Below are 18,893 nucleotides of genomic sequence, written 5' to 3'. Positions count from 1 at the left end.
AGTCACAGGAGAAGCAGTCATGACGCGACTCGCCCAGACCGCCGGTCTGACCGACATCCAGCAGGAAATCCTCTCCACGGTGCGGGATTTCGTCGACAAGGAGATCATTCCGGTCGCGACCCAGCTGGAGCACCGCGACGAGTACCCGACGGAGATCGTCGAGGGACTGAAGGAGCTCGGCCTCTTCGGGCTGATGATCCCCGAGGAGTACGGGGGCCTGGGTGAGTCGCTTCTCACATACGCGCTCTGCGTGGAGGAAATCGCCCGCGGCTGGATGAGCGTGTCGGGAATCATCAACACGCACTTCATCGTGGCGTACATGCTCAAGCAGCACGGAACGCAGGAGCAGAAGGACACGTTCCTGCCGCGCATGGCGCTGGGCGAGGTGCGGGGCGCGTTCTCGATGTCCGAGCCGGCGCTGGGCTCCGACGTCTCCGCGATCAGCTCCAAGGGTGTGCGGGACGGCGACGAGTACGTCCTCAACGGCCAGAAGATGTGGCTGACGAACGGCGGCACGTCCAACCTGGTCGCCGTCCTGTGCCGCAGTGACGAAGGCCACCCCGAGGGCACGGCCCCGCACAAGTCGATGACGACCTTCCTGGTGGAGAAGGAGCCGGGCTTCGGCGAGGTCCGCCCCGGCCTCACCATCCCCGGGAAGATCGACAAGATGGGTTACAAGGGCGTCGACACGACGGAACTCATCATGGACGGACTACGTATTCCGGCCAATCGTGTACTCGGCGGCACCACCGGCCGAGGGTTTTACCAAATGATGGACGGCGTGGAGGTCGGCCGGGTCAATGTGGCCGCACGTGGCTGCGGGGTAGCGCAGCGTGCATTTGAGCTGGGTGTTTCCTACGCGCAGCAGCGCCACACCTTCGGAAAGCCGATCGCCCAGCACCAGGCCATCCAGTTCAAGCTGGCCGAAATGGCCACCAAGGTCGAAGCCGCCCATGCGATGATGGTGAACGCAGCACGCAAAAAGGACTCCGGGGAACGAAACGACCTGGAGGCAGGGATGGCGAAGTACCTCGCCTCCGAGTACTGCAAGGAAGTCGTCGAAGACGCCTTCCGTATCCACGGCGGTTACGGCTTCTCCAAGGAGTACGAGATCGAGCGCCTCTACCGGGAGGCACCGATGCTGCTGATCGGTGAAGGTACCGCCGAGATCCAGAAAATGATCATTGGGCGCCGACTCCTCGAGGAGTACCGGTTCCAGGGTTGATGTCCCTTTCGGGGTGATTTTGCCGCGAAGAACATCACACCCTGTGATCCTCGGCCGGTGCCCGTGGGCGGTTCGACTCGGCTGCTGGCTTGCCCAGTTGTGGCCCGCAACCGATAGCATCGCCGGAAAAGCCGCCGTCCCCCGTTGCCAGCGCGGCATCATCCGCTACGAAGGTCATTCATGCCCGACAGCCATACCTCTGCACCCCGCGGCGGGGTTCGCCTCGCACGCGGAGCTTCGCCGTGGCTCCTGCCGACCCTCGCCACTGCGGCTCTCAGCCTCTCCCGGGCGCGCAAGTCCGGGCGCTGGGCCGCAGTGGCCGTGCCCACCACCGCGCTCGCGGCGGGCATGCTCTGGTTCTTCCGCGACCCCGAGCGCGAGATCACCGAGGGCCGGGTCATTTCGCCGGCCGACGGCGTGGTGCAGAGCATCATGCCGTGGAAGGACGGGCGCACCCGCGTCGCGATCTTCATGAGCCCGCTGAACGTGCACGTCAACCGTGCACCGCTGGCGGGCACGGTGACCTCGGTCGAGCACATCCCCGGCGGGTTCGTCCCGGCGTTCAACAAGGAGAGCGAGAACAACGAGCGCGTTGTCTGGCACTTCGACACGGAGCTCGGCGACATCGAGATGGTGCAGATCGCGGGAGCGGTCGCCCGTCGCATCGTCCCGTACCTCCCCCAGGGCACGAAGGTGGAGCAGGGCGAGCGCATCGGCCTGATCCGCTTCGGCTCGCGCGTGGACATCTACCTTCCGGAAGGTATCGATGTCGCGGTCGAGGTCGGCCAGGCCACCACCGCGGGGGTGACTCGCATTGACCGTGATTGATCCCGAAACGCAGGCCGGCTGGGTGCCGGAGGCGGCCGAGGAGGACGACTCCGAGGACATGCCGCTGTCGATGAGGCTGTCGATAGCGGACACCCTCACGCTCGGTAACGCCACGTGCGGATTCATGGCGGTGTACTTCACCACCACGGGGATCCTCATCCCGCACCTCACGGGCAGCAACGAGAGCGGCATGGCGCGGAACTCCGCCGCCACCGCCGTGATCCTGATGCTGCTGGCGGCGATCTTCGATCTGTGCGACGGGCTCGTCGCACGCAAGCTGCGCTCCTCCCCGATGGGCGCGGAGCTGGACAACCTCTCCGACCTGATCAGTTTCGGACTCGCTCCGGCGTACTTCGTGCTGGTGTACGGCATGGTCGCGGACGACGCCCAGCAGCGGGTGTCGGCGCTGGCGGCGATCGTGGTGCTGCTGGCGGTGGTCCTGCGGCTTGCGAGATTCTCCTGCGTGACCATGAAGGACGGCATGTTCCAGGGCATGCCCAGCCCCTTCGGAGCGCTCACGGTCGTCTCGATCGTGCTCCTGGAGCTGCCCTTCGTGCCGACGCTGCTCGCGATCGTCGGAGTGGCGTGGCTGATGGTCAGCCGGGTCGAGTACCCCAAGCCGCGGGGCGTTCTCGCGGTGGCGATGCTCGGCTGGATCGTTGCCGCGATGGGGCTCCTCGCCGCCTGGGCGTTCGACGCCCCGGGTGGTCAGCTGCTCCTCCAGACGGGCTGCGCGCTGCAGGTCGTGATGGGTGCGGTGATCCCGCTGTTCGCGACGGCACGGCGGGTGAACACCTTCCGCGACAATCGGCGCGAGGCGCGAGCGGCTCAGCTGCCGTAGCACCGCACGTACGACGTATACGAGGGCCCGGATACTTCCCCAGTATCCGGGCCCTCGTGCGTGCGGGACGGGCTGTCGTGCGGGGACGGGGCGGCCCGTACGGCTTGGGCGGGCCGTACGCCCTGCGCGGCCTGTACGGCCTGTACGGGGCGCGGAACCGGCAGGTGGGCATGGGGCGCGAGGGCGGGCCCGCAGGCCGCTCCCGGCCGGGTGGAGAGCTTCCTCGGCGGGCCGCGGACTGCTGCCGGTGCCCGGGAACGCCTGAACGGGCCCGGCCGGTCGGCCGGGCCCGTTCAGGGCTTCAGAGGGTCAGGGCTTCGGGTCAGGGCTTCACCGTGAACGACTCCGCCGCCGGGGCGACCGCCGCCGGGCGGACCACCTTCAGGCCGCCGGGAGCCTTGGCGTCCGGCTTCATGATGGTGCTCTGGCGGGTGGACGGCGCCGTCGGGTCCGAGAAGTCGTGCGTGATCCCGAATCCGTTGTCGTACGCGGTGAGGGTGAGCAGCGCCTTGTCGACGCCCTCGCGGGTGAGGTCCTTCGCCTCGCACGCCTTCTTCAGCGCCTCGCCGTAGACGGACGCCGCCGTGAAGCCGGCGACCACACCGTTGTCGAGGCCGTCCTTCGGGTACTGGGCCGCGTACTCCTTGGCGAGCTTCGCCGGGCCGGCTCCCGGGTCGCCGATCGGCAGCGTCGAGGACGCGATGTAGTAGTCCTTCAGCAGGGCCGGGCCCGCCTGGGTCGCGAGGAGCTGCGGGGCGAAGGCCGAGTTGTTGCCGACGACCGGAACGTTGAATCCGGTGGCCGCCGCGACGCCGACCAGGGAGGCCGCCTGGCGCGGGCCCGCACTGATGACGATGGCCTTGACGCCCGCCTGCTTGAGCGCGGAGACCTGTGCGGTCATGTCGTTGTCCGTGGGCTTGATCTTCTGCTGGACGACGGTGAGCCCCGCCTCCTTCGCCGCGTACTCCGCGCCGGCCAGGGCGTTCTCGCCGTAGTCGCCCTCGAAGTAGACGTGACCGATCTTGTCGCCCTTGGCGATGCGCTTCTCCGTGAGCAGGTAGTCGATCAGGTTGATCGTCTCGATGTCGTACGTGGCCCCGAGGACCCGGACGTACTTCGAGCCGAGCAGGCTCGCCGACCATGCCTGCGGCAGGACGAGGCCCTTGTCCTGCCCGTCGATGCGCTGCTCGACGGCGGCGACGAACGGGGAGCCGATGAACTGGGTGAAGCCGAGCACGTCCGGTTCGAGCTCGGTGTAGGCGGCGATGGCCTTCTGCGGGTCGTAACCGTGGTCGCGGACCGTGAGCTCGATCTTCCGGTCGCAGATGCCGCCGGCGGCGTTGGTCTGCTTCACCCACAGCTGCTGGGCCTGGGTGACGCTCTTGCCCAGGGAGGCGTAGACACCGGTCATGTCCGTCAGGGCGCCGAGGGTGATCTTCGACGAGGTGACTCCCTCGCCGGTCTTCACCCCGCTCTTGTCCTGCTTGTCGCCGCCGTTGTCGGTGGCCTTTCCGCTGCATCCCACGAGCGTGAGGGTGAGGGCCGCGCATACGGCCGTGATCACTCGCAGTTTCATTTCTTCTCCCCTGGTTTCTTCAGACGCGTAAGGCCGCCGGGCAGGAACAGGACCACCGCGACCACCGCGGCGCCGTACAGATAGCGAGATGCCTCACCCGGTGCGAGACCGCCCGTGCCCGGTGCGGAGACCAGGGGCAGGGAGTCGCTGTAGTGGGTGAGCACCTGCGGCAGCAGTGACACGAAGGCGGCGCCGACGACGGCACCCGCGACACTGCCGAGCCCGCCGATGACGATCATGGCGAGGTACTCGAGGGACAGGATCATGCCGAAGTACTCCGGCACGGTCCGCTGGAAGACCAGGGCGAGCAGGACGCCCGCGAGGCCCGCGTACATCGAGGACAGGACGAAGACCCCGGCCCGGTAGCGGGCCACCGGCACGCCCATCACTCCGGCGGCGATCCGGTGGTCACGGATGGCGTTGAGCGCCCGTCCGGGCCTGCCGCGCAGCACCCCGCGGGCGAAGAGCCCGCTGAGCAGGAGGGCGAGCAGCGCCACGTACCAGAGCTTCTCGGAGGACTGGAAGGGGACGGCCGCGACGACGACCTCGGTGTCGTCGAAGGTGAATCCGAACAGCGAGAGCGGCGGCACGGGGCGGCCGTTGAAGCCGCCGGTGAGCGAGCCCGCGTTGAACAGCACGTGCTGGCCGATGAAGATCAGGGCGAGCGTGGCGATGCCGAGGTAGGCACCCCGCAGCCGGCCCGCGATGGGGCTGAAGACCCCGCCCGCCACGCCCGCCAGCAGGACGGCGAGGATCGCCGCGAGCCAGGTGGGCAGTCCGAGGCCGGTGAGCGAGTGGCCGTTCTCGGTGCTGCTCTCCCCCGCCAGGATGCAGTAGCTGTACGCGCCCACGGCGAGGAAGAAGGCGTGGCCCATGGAGAGCTGGCCGGTGGCGCCGGTGAGGAGGTTGATGCCGATGGCCCCGATCGCGGCGGCCATCGCGAACAGCCCGGCCTGGAGCCAGAAGCGGTCCAGGTAGAACGGGAACGCGAGGAGCAGCACCGAACCGACGAGCCAGAGGTACGCACGGGGCTGCCGCAGCCGCTGGAGGGGACCGGCCGGTGCGGACGTCTTCTCCGGGGGCGCCGCAGGGGCTGCCGTGGCGGTTTCGACGGTGTCAGACACGGGCGAGCTCCTTCGTGCCGAAGAGTCCCGCGGGCCGGACGAGCAGGACGAGCACCATCACCAGATAGGGCGCGAGGTCCCCGATGCCGCGTCCGAGGAAGGACAGGTCGCTCTGGTAGCCGGTGGCCAGTGATTCGGTGACGCCGACGATGAGTCCTCCGGCGAGCGCGCCCGTCGTCGAGTCGAGGCCGCCGAGGATCGCGGCGGGGAACGCCTTGAGCGCGGCGAGCGAGGTGGCGCGTTCGAGTCCGGGCGTCGGGAACACGGTGAGGAAGAGCGCGGCGACGGCGGCGAGCGCTCCGGCGACCGCCCAGGCGGAGAGCGAGACCCTGCCGAGCTTGATGCCCATGAGGGCGGCGGTCTGCGGGTTCTCCGCGGCGGCCCGCATCGAGACGCCCCAGGAGGTGTACCGGAAGGCGAGCAGGAACACCGTGATGAGGAGTCCCGCCACGAGGAACGCCGCGATGCGGGTCTCGGCGAGGGTGACTCCGCCGATGGTGACGACGTCGTCGCCCCACGGGTCGCCGAGCGCCAGGACGTCGGTGCCCATGCGCCGGGTGAGTTCGGTGACGAGGATGATGTCGACGCCGATGGTGACGATGGCCAGGACGCTGTGGTCGCTGCCCCGGTAGCGGCGCATGACGAAGAACTCGACCGACGCACCGACGACCGCGGCCCCGGCGATCCCGACGGCGAGCGCGGGCCAGAAGCCGATGTCGTCGTGGAGCACGGCGGTGACGTACCCGCCGGCCAGCAGCAGGGAGGCGTGGGCGAAGTTGACGACCTCGGTGGCCTTGAAGATGACGACGAAGCCGAGCGCGATCAGCGCGTAGACCGAGCCTATGGAGAGGCCGCCGAGGAGGAGTTCGATGAAGGTGGTCATTCCTGTGCCCCCAAGTAGGCCCGGACGACGGCCGGGTCGTTCTGGACCTCGGCGGGTGTGCCGTCCGCGATCCTGCGTCCGAAGTCGAGTACGGTCACCGCGTCCGCGAGCCGCATCACCACCCCCATGTCGTGCTCGACCAGCACGATGGAGATGCCGAGGCTGTCGCGTACACCGGCGACCACCGCCGCCACGCGGCGCCGTTCGTCGGCGGTCATCCCGGCGACGGGTTCGTCCAGGAGCAGCACCTGCGGTTCCATGCACAGGGCGCGGCCGAGCTCGACGAGCTTCTGCTTCCCGTACGGGAGCGCGCCCGCGGGGTGGTCCAGCTCCTTCTCCAGACCGATGAACTCGGCGATCTCGCGGACCCGTTCGAGGTGGCTCCGGGCCTCACGGGCCGCGGACGGCAGCCGGAGTCCGGTGGCCAGGAACCCGGACCGGGTGAGGCGGTGCCGGCCGAGCAGCATGCTCTCGGCGACCGTGGCGTGCGGGGGCAGGGCCAGGTTCTGGAAGGTCCGGGCCACGCCGAGTGCGGCGATCCGGTGCGGGGCGAGTCCGGTCAGCTCGGTGGTGCCGAGGTGCACCGTTCCCGAGGACGCCTTGTAGACGCCCGAGAGCACGTTGAAGCAGGTCGACTTGCCTGCCCCGTTGGGACCGATGACGGCGTGCACACTGCCCGGTTCGACGGTGAAGGAGATGCCGTCGAGGGCGGTGAGGCCGGCGAACCGTACGGTCACGTCGCGGACGGCGAGCGCGGCCGGTGCCGTCGTGGGTTCGGTGGTGACGGGCGCGGTCCTCACGCGGACCACCTGCTCAGCGTGCGGGGGGCCGTGCCCGCCCGGTCCGCGTCCTCGGCGGCCGTCTCGTCGACGACGCCCAGGTAGCGGCGGCGTACCTCGTCGGACGCGGCGAGTTCGTCGGCCGGTCCGTCGAGTACGACCTCGCCGACGTCCAGGACGTACGCCGTGGAGGCGAGCCGCAGGGCGATGGCCGCGTTCTGCTCGACGAGCATGACCGAGGTACCCGCCTCGTTGATCTCCTTCACGGTCTCCGCGATCTTCTGCGCCATCAGCGGTGCGAGACCGAGGGACGGTTCGTCCAGCAGGAGCAGACGGGGGCCCGCCATCAGCGCCCGCCCCATGGCCAGCATCTGCTGCTCGCCGCCGGACAGCAGCCCGGCCCGCTGGTGCGCGCGGTCGGCGAGCACCGGGAACAGTTCGTGTACGCGGGTCAGTGCGGCGGCCACGGTCGCGCGCCCGCCGCGGGCCCCCAGTGCGCCCGCCCGCAGATTGTCGGCCACCGTCATCCGGGCGAACACCTGCCGCCCCTCCGGCACCTGGACCACTCCGGCGGCCACCACCTGGGCGGGCCGCAGCCCTTCCAGTGGCTGCCCGTCGAAGCGAATGGTGCCCGTGCCCGTCCCGCGGTGGAAGCCGAGGGTCCGCGATACGGCCCGCAGCAGCGTGGTCTTGCCGGCGCCGTTGCCACCGAGAACGGCGGTAATCGCGCCGGCCGGCACGTCGACGGAGACGTCGCGCAGAGCCCGTACCGGGCCGTAGCCCACGGACAGTGCGCGGATCTCGAGCGTTGCCATGCGTCCTCCTCCTTCCGCCTTGTCGTTGTCGTACGTCGTGTGTGGTGCGTTGCGTCGTGGTGGGTCGTGGGGCCACAGACCAGCACCGGGCGGGCCGCGCGTCCACGGCGTACGCCGGAGACGATGCGGGTGACCAGCGAGTGAAGGGTGCGGTTGTGCACGCGCACAGAGGGCGGCGACGCCCTGTTGCGCCCGCACACACCGGTGGCATCCTCACCAGCCATGAGCGGCCCGCAGAGCCCGGCGTGTCCGCGGAACGGGGAGCAGAGGATGCAGCGGCGCAGTGACGAGCGGGTCCGGGCGCTGCTCGACGCGCTGCTGGAGGGCAGGGCGTCGCCCGACCTCGCGGAGCGGGCGGCTGCGGGACTGGGGCTGCCCGAGCGGGGGCGTTACGCGGTGGCGGTGCTGCGCGCCGAGCGGCGTGGGCCGGTGCACAGGGTCGTGGACGTCGACGGCATGCGGTTCCTCTGGCGGACGCGGGCGGACCGCGAGATCGCCGTCGTCGGCCTCGGCGACCGGAGCCTGGCCGACCTGACCGCGGTGCTGGTGGGGCGGTGTCCCGGTCCGGGCGGCGTCGGCCCGGTGGTGGACGGTCTGGCCGAGCTGGACCGGGCCCGGCGGCTGGCCGAGGCGGCGCTGCTGACGTGCGCTCCGGGTTCGACGGGGATCGTGCGCCTGGACGAGCGGCTGACGACGGCGCTGGTGGTGAGCCAGCCGGAGCTGTCGGCGCGGCTGGTCGCCGAGGTCTTCGGTCCGCTGCTGACGCTGGAGCCCGCGGACCGGGCGCTGCTCGTGGAGACGCTGGACGCGTGGCTGGAGTGCGACGGATCCGCGGGGCGGGCGGCGGGGCGGCTGTTCTGCCACCGGAACACGGTGTTCAACCGCCTGCGACGGCTGGAGACGCTGACGTCACGGTCGTTGTCGCGACCGCGCGAGCTGATCGAGATGACGTTGGCGCTCGACGCGTTCCGCCTGACGGCGGTGCGGTGAGGAGCGATCAAGCCCCTCCGGCGATTGAGGAGCGGGGGGTCCGGGGCAGAGCCCCCGAATCGGCCCCCGCCACCCCCCACCCGTCAGGTCAGGTCAGGTCAGGTCAGGTCAGGAAGTCCTGGCCGATCGACTCCGCCACCCGTTCCAGCAACGGCCCCGCCTGCGCCATGCAGACCGCGGGGTCCGGCTCCAGTTCCGTCAGGGCGTACGCACGGCGGATGCCCGCCCGGCCCAGGGCCTCCGGGGGCAGTGCCAGGCGCCCGCACACGGCGACCACCTCCACGCCCGCCGCGCGGGCTGCCGCGGCGACGCCCGCCGGGGCCTTGCCGTGCAGGGTCTGCTCGTCGAGCGAGCCCTCGCCCGTGATGACCAGCGTCGCCCGGGCCAGCGCGGGAGCGAAGCCGAGGACGTCGAGCATGACCTCGATTCCGGGTCGGAACCGGGCGCCGAGGGCCACCAGGGCGCCGTAGCCGATGCCACCGGCCGCCCCCGCTCCGGGGAGGGCCGCGTGGTCCGGGCCGAGCACGGACGCGTAGTGGCTGAGGGCTGAGTCGAGGAGCGCGATGTCGTCCTCGGTCGCGCCCTTCTGCCGTCCGTACACCTCGGGGGCGCCCTTGGGCCCGGTCAGCGGGTTGTCCACATCGCTGGCCAGGATCAGGTCGACGTCCGCCAGGCGGGGGTCGAGTCCGGACAGATCGGCCTCGGCCAGCTCGGCGAGCGCAGCGCCGCCGGGACCGACCGGCTTGCCGTCCGCGTCCAGGAACCGGGCCCCGAGCGCGGCGAGCATGCCGGCGCCGCCGTCCGTGGTCGCGCTGCCACCGACGCCGAACACGATGGTCCGGGCGCCCGCATCGAGCGCCGCCCGCAGCAGTTCGCCGGAGCCGTACGTGGTCGCCGTGAGGGGTGCGAAGACCCCCGCCGGCAGGTGCTGGAGGCCCGAAGCCTCGGCCATCTCCACGACGGCGGTCGACTCGCGCAGCGCGTACGCCGCGGTGACCGTCTCCCCGAGGGGTCCGGTCACCCGCGCCTCGCGGCGCTCGAATCCGGCGGCCACCGCCGCCGCCACCGTGCCGTCGCCGCCGTCCGCGACGGGCAGGGTCTCGACCCGCACCCCGGGGACGGCACGCCGCAGCCCGGCCGTCACCCGCTCAGCGACCTGTACGGCCGTGAGCGAGCCTTTGAACTTGTCCGCCGCGACGAGCACGCGTGCGGTCTCGATCACTGCTCCGTCCGTCACCTTGCATCCCTTGCTTTCGAACAGGCAGTCGCGCCGCCCCGACCCTATCCGGACCACCCCTGATCTGCCCATGGGTGTCCAGGACCCGGGCCGGGCGCCGCCACTACGCTTCCCCGGTGACCACCACTGACTACGCCACCTACATCGCGGGCCTGCCCCGTGTCCTGGCCGCCGCGGCCTCGCTGTTCCGCGACGACGCCGGCCGGCTCCTCCTCGTGGAACCGAACTACCGTGCCGGCTGGGTGCTGCCCGGCGGAACGGTCGAGTCGGACACGGGCGAGAGCCCCCGGCAGGCCGCCCGCCGGGAGACGGCGGAGGAGATCGGCCTCGATCTGGAGCCCGGCCGGCTGCTCGCCGTCGACTGGGCGCGCGGCAGTGCGCGCCCGCCGATCGCCGCGTATCTGTACGACGGAGGCATCCTGACGGAGGATCAGTTCGCCGCGATCCGGCTCCAGGAGGAGGAACTCCTGTCCTGGGAGCTCGTGGAGCCCGCCGGACTCGACCGCTATCTGCTCGGCCCGCTGGGGCTGCGCGTGGCGGCGGCACTGGAGGTGCTGGCCTCCGGGGCGGGAACGGTGGAGCTGGAGGACGGCAGGCCGGTCTCCGTCTGAAATCCGCGTTCATTCGCCATTGGTCCCTCGTGCACCCGCGCCCGGCATCATCCGGGGTCCACGACGGCGAAGGGATCGGGCATCTCATGGGACACATACGGGGCCTGTGGAAGACGGCCATAACGGCCTTGGCCTGTACGGCGGTTGTCGGCACGGCGGGGGGTTCGGCCACCGCCGCGCCCACCGGGGCGCAGACGTCGCGGCCGGTGGCGGCGGACAGCCGCCCGGCCCCTTCCCGCCCGCTGCCCGCCGCGGTCGACGGCGGTGCCTGGGAGTCCGGCCACGTCCAGGGCATGGCCATCGACCGGCGCAAGGGCTTCATGTACTTCTCGTACACGAATCTTCTGGTCAAGACCGATCTGCGCGGCAGGCCGGTGGGCTCGGTGACCGGGTTCACCGGGCATCTCGGCGATCTGGATCTGAACCAGAAGGACGGCCGGATCTACGGCTCGCTGGAGTACAAGGCGGCGAAGTCCTTCTACATCGCGATCCTCGACGGTGACCGCATCACTCGTATGGGCATGGACGCCCAGTCGACGGGCGTCGTCTCGACGGTCTATCTCGACGAGGTCGTACGGGACTTCACGGCCGACATGAACGGCGACGGGGTCTTCGACGGCGACACGGGGAAGACCGCCGACCACCGGTACGGCTGCAGCGGCATCGACGGGGTCGCGTTCGGCCCGGAGTTCGGCGTGAAGCACGGCCGGCAGAAGCTGACGGTCGCGTACGGCGTGTACGCCCACACCGGCCGCACGGACAACGATCACCAGGTGCTGCTGCAGTACGACGTGGAGCGGTGGAAGCGCTACGAGCGCCCGCTGTCCGAGGCGGCCCCGCACACCAGCGGCCCGGCGCGGGTGGACGGCAAGTTCTTCGCGTACACCGGGAACACGACGTACGGAGTGCAGAACCTGGAGTACGACCGGTACAGCGGCCATTGGCTGATGGCCGCCTACAAGGGAACCAAGCCCGGCTTCCCCAACTACACGGTCTTCGCGGTCGACGGTTCGCGCAGGCCCGTGGTGGGGGACATCCGCGGCCAGCAGCGCCCCGAGCGCGGTCCGCTGCTGCAGCTGGTGCCGGCGGGGCTGCACGACGAGGCGACCGGTACGTACGGCTGGGCGGTGCCCGGGCAGTACGGCCAGTACGGGCTGGTGTCGCTCGACGACGGCCGCTACTACGTGGCGCGCAGCGGCACGGTCCAGGAAGGCGGGGTCACCAAGCAGACGGCCCGCGCCGAGCTGAACACCTGGACCGGCGCGACACCGTCACCGTTCGCACCGGTGGGCTGACGGATCAGCGGCCGGGGCGCTCCAGCTCCGCCTGCACACGGCGTGAGGGCTGGAACACGTACAGGTCGAGGATGTCGGGGGCGTCGGCGAGGCCGGGGCCCCCGTCCGCCGCCCAGGCGGCGATGTCGGCCACCGCGTCCGGATCGTTGACCAGCCCGAGCCAGACCGGCCGGCCGCCCGCCCTGCGGCCCTCGGCGGAGGGCTGTACGACGATGACGTTGCCGTGCTCGCACGCGTCCAGGCACTCCACGGCGCGCACCGTGGCGCTCCCGCCCGCGGTTTCCTTCAGCCGGCGCAGCTGACCTGCGTGGTCGACGCCGGGAATCTTCTCGGTGCCGCAGCAGCAGCCCCGGCAGACGCTGACGGTGGGCCGGGGCGTGCCCGGTTCGGGGGCGGCTCTGCGGGTGCGGCGGCTCATGCGGGGACACTTCCGGTCGAGGCGCGGATGATCATCGTGGGACTCTACCCAGACCGGTCCCGGATCGAACAGCTGATCACCTCCCTCTCCGGATCGGGTATCGTTGACGGCTGCGAAGGGGAGTAGCCCCGCAAACCGGTCGTCGACACACTGGAGCCCTCGGGTTCCCGGTGGCCGGGCTCGTAGATCCTTACGGGTGGGCGAGACCTTCGGTCAGGTATGACACGCCCGCGCCCCGCGGGCGCTGACGTCATGCCGGGCCGAGTGGTCCTCCGAGAGCCCGAGTGGCACTTCGCGGAAGGCCCGGGGCCCGGCTCCTACAGAAAGCCACCCGGCATGCATCTCGACCCCCTGGCGATCCTCACCGCTTTCGGGCTGATCTTCCTCGCGGAGCTCCCCGACAAGACGATGTTCGCCTCGCTGGCCATGGGCACGCGTATGCGCCCGCTCTACGTCTGGTTCGGCACGTCCTCCGCGTTCGTCGTGCACGTCGCCATCGCCGTGGGCGCCGGCGGGCTGATCGGCCTGCTGCCCGACTGGACCGTCAAGCTCGTCTCGGCCCTGCTCTTCGCGTTCGGCGCGTTCATGCTGCTGCGCGGCGGGGGCGACGACGGGGACGACGAGGCCGAGGTCAAGACCGTGACGGGCTTCTGGCCGGTCTACTCGACCGCCTTCATGGCGGTCTTCATCAGTGAGTGGGGCGACCTGACCCAGATCACGACCGCCAACCTCGCCGCGAGCAACGGAGCCTGGTCCACCGCGATCGGTTCCGCCGCCGCGCTGATGTCCGTCTCGGCGCTCGCCCTGCTGGCCGGCCGCTTCATCGCCAAGCGGGTGCCTCTGAAGACCGTGCAGCGCATCGGCGGCTTCTGCATGCTGGGGCTCGCGATCTGGTCGACCGTCGAGATCTTCACCGGCTGATCCGGCTGATCCGGCTGATCCGGCTGATCCGGCCGTACCGGCGCTCAGAAGAGGGCCGGTACGTCGCCCTCCGTACCATTCTCGAAGGCCAGGAGCCGCTGCTTGCGCTCCAGGCCGCCGCCGTAGCCGGTGAGGCTGCCCGAGGCCCCGATGACCCGGTGGCACGGGACGATGATGCCGACCGGGTTCTTGCCGTTGGCGAGGCCGACGGCCCGGGAGGCACCGGGTTTGCCGAGGAGGTCGGCCAGCTCTCCGTACGACCGGGTCTCGCCGTACGGGATGCGCTGGAGCTCGGCCCAGACGGACTGCTGGAAGGGCGTGCCGGCCAGGTGCAACGGCAGGTCGAAGGTGCGCAGCTCGCCGGCGAAGTAGGCGTCCAGCTGCTGGATCACCGGTCCGAAGGGGCGGGGGTCCGGCTCGCCGAAGGTCTCCTCGGGCGGGCGGTGGCGCTGGCCGACCATGTAGAGGCCGGCCAGGACGCCGTCCGTCGCGACCAGGGTGAGTGGACCGTACGGGCTGTCGACGACCATGTGCTGTCTGGTCGCGGAGGCTGTCGCTGTCATGGTGAACGTCCTTACGCGGGCAGGTGGTTGATCGGATGGTCGTCGACGGTCCACAGATACTGCACGGCGTACGCCCGCCAGGGGCGCCAGTGGGCCGCGCGCGCGGTGAGCGCGGCGGGCGTGGCCGGCAGGCCGAGCTGCTGGGCCGCCCGTCTGATCCCGAGGTCGGTGGGGAGGAAGGCGTCCGGGTCGCCGAGCGCCCGCATCGCGATGACCTCGACCGTCCAGGGCCCGAAGCCGGGGAGCGCGTTCAGTTCCGCGCGGGTCCCCTCCCAGTCGGCGTCCGTGCCGAGCCGCAGCGAGCCGTCGGCGAGGGCCGCGACGAGCGTGGTGAGGGTCCTGCGCCGGGTACGCGGCAGGGCGAGCGCCTCCGGATCGAGCCCGGCGAGGGCCTGCGGGGTGGGGAAGAGGTGGGTCAGGCCGCCCTCGGGGTCGTCGACGGGGGTGCCGTGGGCGGTGACCAGACGGGCCGCGTGGGTGCGGGCCGCCGCCGTCGAGACCTGCTGCCCCAGCACGGCCCGTACGGCGAACTCCGCGCCGTCGACGGTACGCGGCACCCGGCGTCCGGGGGCCTTGTCGACGAGCGGGGCGAGCAGCGGGTCGGTGCGCAGCTGCTCGTCGACGGCGACCGGGTCGGCGTCGAGGTCGAGCAGCCACCGGCAGCGGCTGATGGCCTGGGTGAGGTCGCGCGGGTCGGTGAGCAGGAGCCGGCAGGCGATGTGGTCGGGGCGCGGGGCGAGGGAGACGATGCCGTGTCCGTGCGGGAGCGTGAGCGTGCGGCGGTAGGCGCCGTCGCGCCACTCCTCGACGCCGGGCACCGCGGTCGCGGCGAGGTGGCCGAAGAGGTTGCTGGGGTTGAGCGGGGCGCGGTACGGCAGGCGCAGCGCGATGACCCCGGGGGTGGCGGCGGGCTTGGCCCCCCGGGTGGCGCGCGTCCTCAGCTCGCCGGGTGCGAGCGCGAAGACCTCACGGACCGTCTCGTTGAAGGTACGGATCGAGGAGAACCCGGCGGCGAACGCCACTTCGGCCATGGGGAGCTCGGTTGTCTCGATGAGCAGCCGGGCGGTCTGGGCACGCTGCGAGCGGGCCAGCGCGAGAGGGCCCGCGCCGAGCTCGGCGAGCAGCTGGCGCTCGATCTGCCGGGCGGAGTAGCCGAGACGGGCGGCGAGGCCGGGGACGCCTTCGCGGTCGACGACCCCGTCGGCGATGAGACGCATGGCGCGGGCGACGGAGTCGGCGCGCGCGTTCCATTCCGGGGAGCCGGGGCTGGTGTCGGGGCGGCACCGCTTGCAGGCCCGGAATCCGGCCTGCTGACAGGCAGCGGCACTGGGCAGGAAGGTCATGTTCTCGACTTTGGGCGGCACGACGGGGCAGCTGGGACGGCAGTAGATCCGGGTGGTCAGGACGGCCGTGAAGAACCATCCGTCGAAGCGGGCGTCCTTGGACTGAACGGCCCGCACGCAGCGCTCGGTGTCGGTGTGCATGGTTCAAGGATGGGGCACGGGGTGGGGTGCGGCTGGCGGAAATCCGACATCAGCCTTCGCCTGCCAGGCCCTCTCGGAGCGACCCCCGGTCAGATGGGGAGGAGGGCCGGCCACCAGTCGGGGACGTTGTCCGGGCAGGCCGGGGACGGGTAGTCCATTCCTCCGACCGCGGACACGAGGAACCACAGCAGCCCGAGATTCGACGCGACGGCGCCGATCACGGCGGCCTTGCGCCCGAACCGGCCCGCGGCTCCGTGGACGACCGTCCAGAGCGCCGCTGTCAGCACCCAGACGACGGGCAGCAGGAGGATCAGGACCATGGAGTTCGCCGGGGAGTTGACTCCCACGTCGCAGGAATTCCACATGGCCCCGATGAGGAGCACACCCGCCACCGACGTGGGAATTCCGCACAGTGCCCCTCTGCGGAAACCGGCGGACCAATGACCACCGGACACTCGGTCCGAACCCGCACCCGTCACGCTCTCTCCCCCGTTCCGGCGCCCGCCCGTCGGCCCCATGGTGCCGTACGGGCGGGACAAGCCCCGCCGTCGGGCTGCTCCGAGCCGTCTCCCGGGGGCGGGTGTGACGTTCGGGCGGCCCCGGACGCTGGACAAGTGGATGGCCGGGGCCTGCCCCCCAGCGGGGTCCCGGCCGTCCGCTTTCCCTGGCTCCGTCCCTCCCCACGTGGGTGAGCCGCGGCTTCACCTCCCCCGCCGCACCGGGCCTTGTCGTGACGGTCAATCTCGCCTCGTACGGGGACGGCGGCGCCCAGCGGACCGTGAGCGACCTGCGGACCGCGATCGACGCCTGCGCCGGCGGCTTCGGGACGTCCGACAACAACGGCGGAGGGGCGGTCACCTACACGTCGGTCGAGCCCGGGACGGAGCTGGCCTGAGCCGGGGCTCAGGCGGCCCGCAGACGCCGCCAGACCGCCTTCGCCGCGTGATGGCCGGACATCCCGTGCACCCCCGGTCCGGGGGGCGTGGCCGAGGAGCAGAGGAAGACCGCCGGGTGCGCGGTGGCGTACGGCACCCGGGCCAGCTTGGGACGGATGAGCGTCTGGAGACCGGCGAAGGCGCCGCAGGCGATGTCACCGCCGACGTAGTTGGCGTTGCGGGCGGCGAGTTCGGGCGGTCCCGCCACGGCGCGGGCGAGGACCACGTCGCGGAAGCCGGGCGCGAAGCGTTCCAGCTGCCGCTCGATGACCTCGGTCGCGTCGCCCGTCCAGCCCGCCGGGACGTGCCCGTACACCCAGAAGACGTGCCGGCCCTCGGGTGCCCGGGAGGGGTCGGCGAGCGTCGGCTGAGCGGTGATCAGGAACGGGACGCTGGGATCACGGCCGTCGACGGCCGCGCGCAGCGCACTGTCGATCTCGCCCTCGGTCGGCCCGATGTGGACGGTACCGGCCCGCCGGGCCTCCTTCGCCGTCCACGGGACGGGTTCCGACAGTGCGTAGTCGATCTTGAAGGTGGAGGCTCCGTACCGGTAGCCGCGGTAGGCGTTCCCCAGCCCGGCGATCCGCGCGAGGGCGGTCGGCGAGGTGTCGAAGATGTACGCGCGGGCGGGCGGCAGCTCGTCCAGGCGCTTGACCTCGGTGCCGGTGCGGATGCTGCCGCCCAGTTCGCGCAGATACGAGGCGAGGGCGTCGGAGATCGCCTGGGAGCCGCCGCGCGGTACCGGCCAGCCGTGCTCGTGGGCGGCCAGCGCGAACACGAGGGCGATGGCGCCGGTGGCGAATCCGCTGGTGGGAGCTATGGCGTGGGCGGCGAGCCCGGCGAGGAGACCCCGTGCCTTGGGGTCGCGGAAGCGCCGGGAGATCCAGGTGGCCGGCTGGAGGCCGACCATCCCGAAGCGCGCGAGGCGGTACGGGTCGCGCGGCAGCCCGTCCCACGGGGTGCGCAGGAAGTCGGCGGCCAGGGTGTCCCAGTGCCCGAGGTGGGGCGTGACGAGCCGGCGGTAGGCGCCCGCGTCCCGCGCGCCGAGCGACATCGCGCTCTCCCCCACCGACTGGGTGAGCACGGCGGCGGATCCGTCGGGGAAGGGATGGGCGAGCGACAGTTCGGGCTGGAGCCACTCCAGCCCGTGGCGGTCCAGCGGCATGCCCCTGAACGCCGGTGACCCGATGCCGAGCGGGTGCACGGCCGAACACGGGTCGTGGCGGAATCCGGGGAGGGTGAGCTCTTCGGTACGGGCCCCGCCACCGATGGTGTCCGCGGCCTCGAACACCTCCACCGAGAAGCCCCGGCGGGCCAACTCGACTGCGGCGGTCAGTCCGTTGGGCCCCGCCCCCACGACGACTGCATCGAGCATCGACGGCACCTTGGGACTCCTTGTCAGCCGGCGGCCAGGACACCCAGGATATTCGGGGCCGCCGAAGGCGTGGGCGGGGGTGGCCGTCCCGCAGCCCCGCGCGTGCGGGGAAGCAGGTCAGGCCCCGGTACGCAGCGCGTCCAGGACGCGGTCCTTCGTGGTTTCGTCCCGGGCGGCCGTGAAGGGCAGGTCGTTGCCGCCGGCGATGCGGAAGGTCGCGCCGGAGAGCGTGGACTGCGTGCCGCCCGCCTCGGTGACCAGGAGCAGACCCGCCGCGTGGTCCCAGGCGAACTCCCAGTTGAACGCCACCGCGTCCTGGGCACCGCAGGCGACGGCGAGGTACTCGAGTCCGGCGGACCCGCAGGGGCGGGCGTCGATGCCTTCGGTGCGCAGGCCCAGCAGGGCGCGCTTCTGGGCGTCGGAGGTGTAGTCCGGGTGGGACATCGCCACCTTCAGGACGGCGCCGGGCGCGGGCGAGCCCGCGTGGAGCGGCCTGCCGTTGAGGGTGGCGCCCCGGCCGCGTACCGCGATCGCCATCTCGCCCAGGGCGGCGGCGTACGTCCAGGAGGCGAGGACCTCGCCGTGGTGGGCGAGGGCCACCAGGGTGCAGAAGCCGGGTTCGCCGTGGACGAACTGGCGGGTTCCGTCGACCGGGTCGACGATCCAGACGGGCGCCTCGCCGCCCAGGGCGTCGTACACCCGGGGGTCCGCGTGGACGGCTTCCTCGCCGACGACCACCGAGCCGGGCAGCAGCCGGGTCAGGGAGGCCGTCAGGTGCGCCTCGGCGAGCCGGTCGGCGGTCGTGACCAGGTCGTGCGGGCCGCTCTTCTCGATGATCTCGTGGGAGGCGAGCTGCTGGTAGCGCGGCATGATCTCGGCGGCTGCGGCTGCGCGGACCGCCGCTTCGACCTGGCTCAGGTGCCCGGCGTCCCCGGCGTTCTCGGCGAGAAAGTCATCGATCATGACTCCAGCTAAGCACGGTCCGCCGGGGGC

At 71.5% G+C, this 18,893-nt stretch carries 20 protein-coding genes; 8 read left to right on the top strand and 12 right to left on the bottom strand.

Features of this window, described 5'->3' with window-relative positions; all coding sequences use genetic code 11:
- Nucleotides 1-19: 19 nt before the first annotated feature.
- The 3 genes from OG230_RS29490 (at nt 20) to pssA (ending at nt 2,894) form a co-directional block, all read left to right on the top strand.
- Entirely contained in the window at nt 20-1,225 is a 1,206-nt protein-coding gene (locus tag OG230_RS29490; RefSeq protein WP_328906771.1) for an acyl-CoA dehydrogenase family protein, read from the top strand.
- Between the two features lie 180 nt (nt 1,226-1,405).
- On the top strand, nt 1,406-2,053 hold the full coding sequence (locus OG230_RS29485) for a phosphatidylserine decarboxylase (protein ID WP_328906770.1): 648 nt from the start codon (nt 1,406-1,408) through the stop codon (nt 2,051-2,053).
- Nucleotides 2,040-2,894: a CDP-diacylglycerol--serine O-phosphatidyltransferase gene (pssA, locus tag OG230_RS29480; protein ID WP_328906769.1), complete on the top strand. Its 855-nt coding sequence runs from the start codon at nt 2,040-2,042 to the stop codon at nt 2,892-2,894. The genes OG230_RS29485 and pssA overlap by 14 nt, the downstream gene beginning before the upstream one ends.
- Nucleotides 2,895-3,216: 322 nt before the next feature.
- Here the strand turns inward: pssA and OG230_RS29475 are convergent, their stop codons facing one another.
- From OG230_RS29475 to OG230_RS29455, 5 genes are read right to left on the bottom strand one after another with little or no spacing between them, the layout of a single operon-like run.
- Nucleotides 3,217-4,470, bottom strand: a complete 1,254-nt coding sequence (locus OG230_RS29475; protein WP_328906768.1) for an ABC transporter substrate-binding protein — start codon at nt 4,468-4,470, stop codon at nt 3,217-3,219.
- Nucleotides 4,467-5,594: a branched-chain amino acid ABC transporter permease gene (locus OG230_RS29470; protein WP_328906767.1), complete on the bottom strand. Its 1,128-nt coding sequence runs from the start codon at nt 5,592-5,594 to the stop codon at nt 4,467-4,469. Before OG230_RS29470 ends, OG230_RS29475 begins: the two co-directional genes overlap by 4 nt.
- Nucleotides 5,587-6,477, bottom strand: coding sequence for a branched-chain amino acid ABC transporter permease (locus tag OG230_RS29465; protein ID WP_328906766.1), 891 nt, complete (start codon nt 6,475-6,477; stop codon nt 5,587-5,589). The genes OG230_RS29470 and OG230_RS29465 overlap by 8 nt, the downstream gene beginning before the upstream one ends.
- Complete coding sequence (locus OG230_RS29460; protein ID WP_443051405.1) at nt 6,474-7,286, bottom strand: ABC transporter ATP-binding protein; 813 nt, start codon at nt 7,284-7,286, stop codon at nt 6,474-6,476. Before OG230_RS29460 ends, OG230_RS29465 begins: the two co-directional genes overlap by 4 nt.
- Nucleotides 7,274-8,071: an ABC transporter ATP-binding protein gene (locus tag OG230_RS29455; RefSeq protein WP_328906764.1), complete on the bottom strand. Its 798-nt coding sequence runs from the start codon at nt 8,069-8,071 to the stop codon at nt 7,274-7,276. The genes OG230_RS29460 and OG230_RS29455 overlap by 13 nt, the downstream gene beginning before the upstream one ends.
- 270 nt (nt 8,072-8,341) lie before the next feature.
- On the opposite strand from OG230_RS29455, the gene OG230_RS29450 reads away from it, so the two are divergent.
- Nucleotides 8,342-9,061 carry a PucR family transcriptional regulator gene (locus OG230_RS29450; protein WP_328906763.1) on the top strand — a complete coding sequence of 240 codons (720 nt, stop codon included), beginning with the start codon at nt 8,342-8,344 and terminating at the stop codon, nt 9,059-9,061.
- A gap of 103 nt (nt 9,062-9,164) precedes the next feature.
- Here the strand turns inward: OG230_RS29450 and OG230_RS29445 are convergent, their stop codons facing one another.
- The gene (locus tag OG230_RS29445; RefSeq protein WP_328911574.1) at nt 9,165-10,280 is read right to left on the bottom strand and encodes a glycerate kinase; all 1,116 of its coding nucleotides are present in this window, start codon (nt 10,278-10,280) and stop codon (nt 9,165-9,167) included.
- Nucleotides 10,281-10,414: 134 nt separating this feature from the next.
- On the opposite strand from OG230_RS29445, the gene OG230_RS29440 reads away from it, so the two are divergent.
- Both OG230_RS29440 and OG230_RS29435 read left to right on the top strand, forming a co-directional pair.
- Nucleotides 10,415-10,909, top strand: a complete 495-nt coding sequence (locus tag OG230_RS29440; protein ID WP_328906762.1) for an NUDIX hydrolase — start codon at nt 10,415-10,417, stop codon at nt 10,907-10,909.
- 86 nt (nt 10,910-10,995) lie between these two features.
- Complete coding sequence (locus OG230_RS29435) at nt 10,996-12,204, top strand: hypothetical protein (RefSeq protein ID WP_328906761.1); 1,209 nt, start codon at nt 10,996-10,998, stop codon at nt 12,202-12,204.
- A gap of 4 nt (nt 12,205-12,208) precedes the next feature.
- Here OG230_RS29435 and OG230_RS29430 read toward each other — a convergent pair whose 3' ends face one another.
- Nucleotides 12,209-12,622, bottom strand: a complete 414-nt coding sequence (locus OG230_RS29430; protein WP_328906760.1) for a (2Fe-2S) ferredoxin domain-containing protein — start codon at nt 12,620-12,622, stop codon at nt 12,209-12,211.
- A 336-nt stretch (nt 12,623-12,958) separates the two neighbouring features.
- Here OG230_RS29430 and OG230_RS29425 point away from each other — a divergent pair, with 336 nt between their 5' ends.
- Nucleotides 12,959-13,543, top strand: coding sequence for a TMEM165/GDT1 family protein (locus OG230_RS29425; RefSeq protein WP_328906759.1), 585 nt, complete (start codon nt 12,959-12,961; stop codon nt 13,541-13,543).
- A 44-nt stretch (nt 13,544-13,587) separates the two neighbouring features.
- On the opposite strand, the gene OG230_RS29420 is transcribed toward OG230_RS29425, so the two are convergent.
- From OG230_RS29420 to OG230_RS29410, 3 genes are all read right to left on the bottom strand, one after another.
- Nucleotides 13,588-14,106, bottom strand: coding sequence for a methylated-DNA--[protein]-cysteine S-methyltransferase (locus tag OG230_RS29420; protein WP_328906758.1), 519 nt, complete (start codon nt 14,104-14,106; stop codon nt 13,588-13,590).
- Between the two features lie 11 nt (nt 14,107-14,117).
- Nucleotides 14,118-15,590 (bottom strand): AlkA N-terminal domain-containing protein, encoded by a 1,473-nt coding sequence (locus OG230_RS29415; protein WP_328906757.1) that lies wholly within the window; start codon nt 15,588-15,590, stop codon nt 14,118-14,120.
- Nucleotides 15,591-15,679: 89 nt separating this feature from the next.
- Nucleotides 15,680-15,937 (bottom strand): hypothetical protein, encoded by a 258-nt coding sequence (locus OG230_RS29410; protein ID WP_328906756.1) that lies wholly within the window; start codon nt 15,935-15,937, stop codon nt 15,680-15,682.
- Between the two features lie 341 nt (nt 15,938-16,278).
- On the opposite strand from OG230_RS29410, the gene OG230_RS29405 reads away from it, so the two are divergent.
- The gene (locus OG230_RS29405; RefSeq protein WP_328906755.1) at nt 16,279-16,485 is read left to right on the top strand and encodes a hypothetical protein; all 207 of its coding nucleotides are present in this window, start codon (nt 16,279-16,281) and stop codon (nt 16,483-16,485) included.
- Nucleotides 16,486-16,493: 8 nt separating this feature from the next.
- Here OG230_RS29405 and OG230_RS29400 read toward each other — a convergent pair whose 3' ends face one another.
- Both OG230_RS29400 and OG230_RS29395 read right to left on the bottom strand, forming a co-directional pair.
- Nucleotides 16,494-17,909 (bottom strand): phytoene desaturase family protein, encoded by a 1,416-nt coding sequence (locus OG230_RS29400; protein ID WP_328906754.1) that lies wholly within the window; start codon nt 17,907-17,909, stop codon nt 16,494-16,496.
- A 108-nt stretch (nt 17,910-18,017) separates the two neighbouring features.
- Nucleotides 18,018-18,863: an inositol monophosphatase family protein gene (locus tag OG230_RS29395; protein WP_328906753.1), complete on the bottom strand. Its 846-nt coding sequence runs from the start codon at nt 18,861-18,863 to the stop codon at nt 18,018-18,020.
- Between the last annotated feature and the right edge of the window lie 30 nt (nt 18,864-18,893).

This window comes from Streptomyces sp. NBC_00234, from assembly GCF_036195325.1.
GTDB lineage: Bacteria > Actinomycetota > Actinomycetes > Streptomycetales > Streptomycetaceae > Streptomyces.
Note: the sequence above shows the minus strand (reverse complement) of the source record. Positions and strands in the feature narration are given on the sequence as shown.

Bases quoted from the DNA above. Each gene is read 5' to 3' on its own strand.
- OG230_RS29490 (WP_328906771.1), top strand. From the start codon at position 20: ATGACGCGACTCGCCCAGACCGCCGGTCTGACCGACATCCAGCAGGAA.
- OG230_RS29485 (WP_328906770.1), top strand. From the start codon at position 1,406: ATGCCCGACAGCCATACCTCTGCACCCCGCGGCGGGGTTCGCCTCGCA.
- OG230_RS29475 (WP_328906768.1), bottom strand. From the start codon at position 4,470: ATGAAACTGCGAGTGATCACGGCCGTATGCGCGGCCCTCACCCTCACG.
- OG230_RS29465 (WP_328906766.1), bottom strand. From the start codon at position 6,477: ATGACCACCTTCATCGAACTCCTCCTCGGCGGCCTCTCCATAGGCTCG.
- OG230_RS29455 (WP_328906764.1), bottom strand. From the start codon at position 8,071: ATGGCAACGCTCGAGATCCGCGCACTGTCCGTGGGCTACGGCCCGGTA.
- OG230_RS29450 (WP_328906763.1), top strand. From the start codon at position 8,342: ATGCAGCGGCGCAGTGACGAGCGGGTCCGGGCGCTGCTCGACGCGCTG.
- OG230_RS29435 (WP_328906761.1), top strand. From the start codon at position 10,996: ATGGGACACATACGGGGCCTGTGGAAGACGGCCATAACGGCCTTGGCC.
- OG230_RS29430 (WP_328906760.1), bottom strand. From the start codon at position 12,622: ATGAGCCGCCGCACCCGCAGAGCCGCCCCCGAACCGGGCACGCCCCGG.
- OG230_RS29425 (WP_328906759.1), top strand. From the start codon at position 12,959: ATGCATCTCGACCCCCTGGCGATCCTCACCGCTTTCGGGCTGATCTTC.
- OG230_RS29420 (WP_328906758.1), bottom strand. From the start codon at position 14,106: ATGACAGCGACAGCCTCCGCGACCAGACAGCACATGGTCGTCGACAGC.
- OG230_RS29415 (WP_328906757.1), bottom strand. From the start codon at position 15,590: ATGCACACCGACACCGAGCGCTGCGTGCGGGCCGTTCAGTCCAAGGAC.
- OG230_RS29395 (WP_328906753.1), bottom strand. From the start codon at position 18,863: ATGATCGATGACTTTCTCGCCGAGAACGCCGGGGACGCCGGGCACCTG.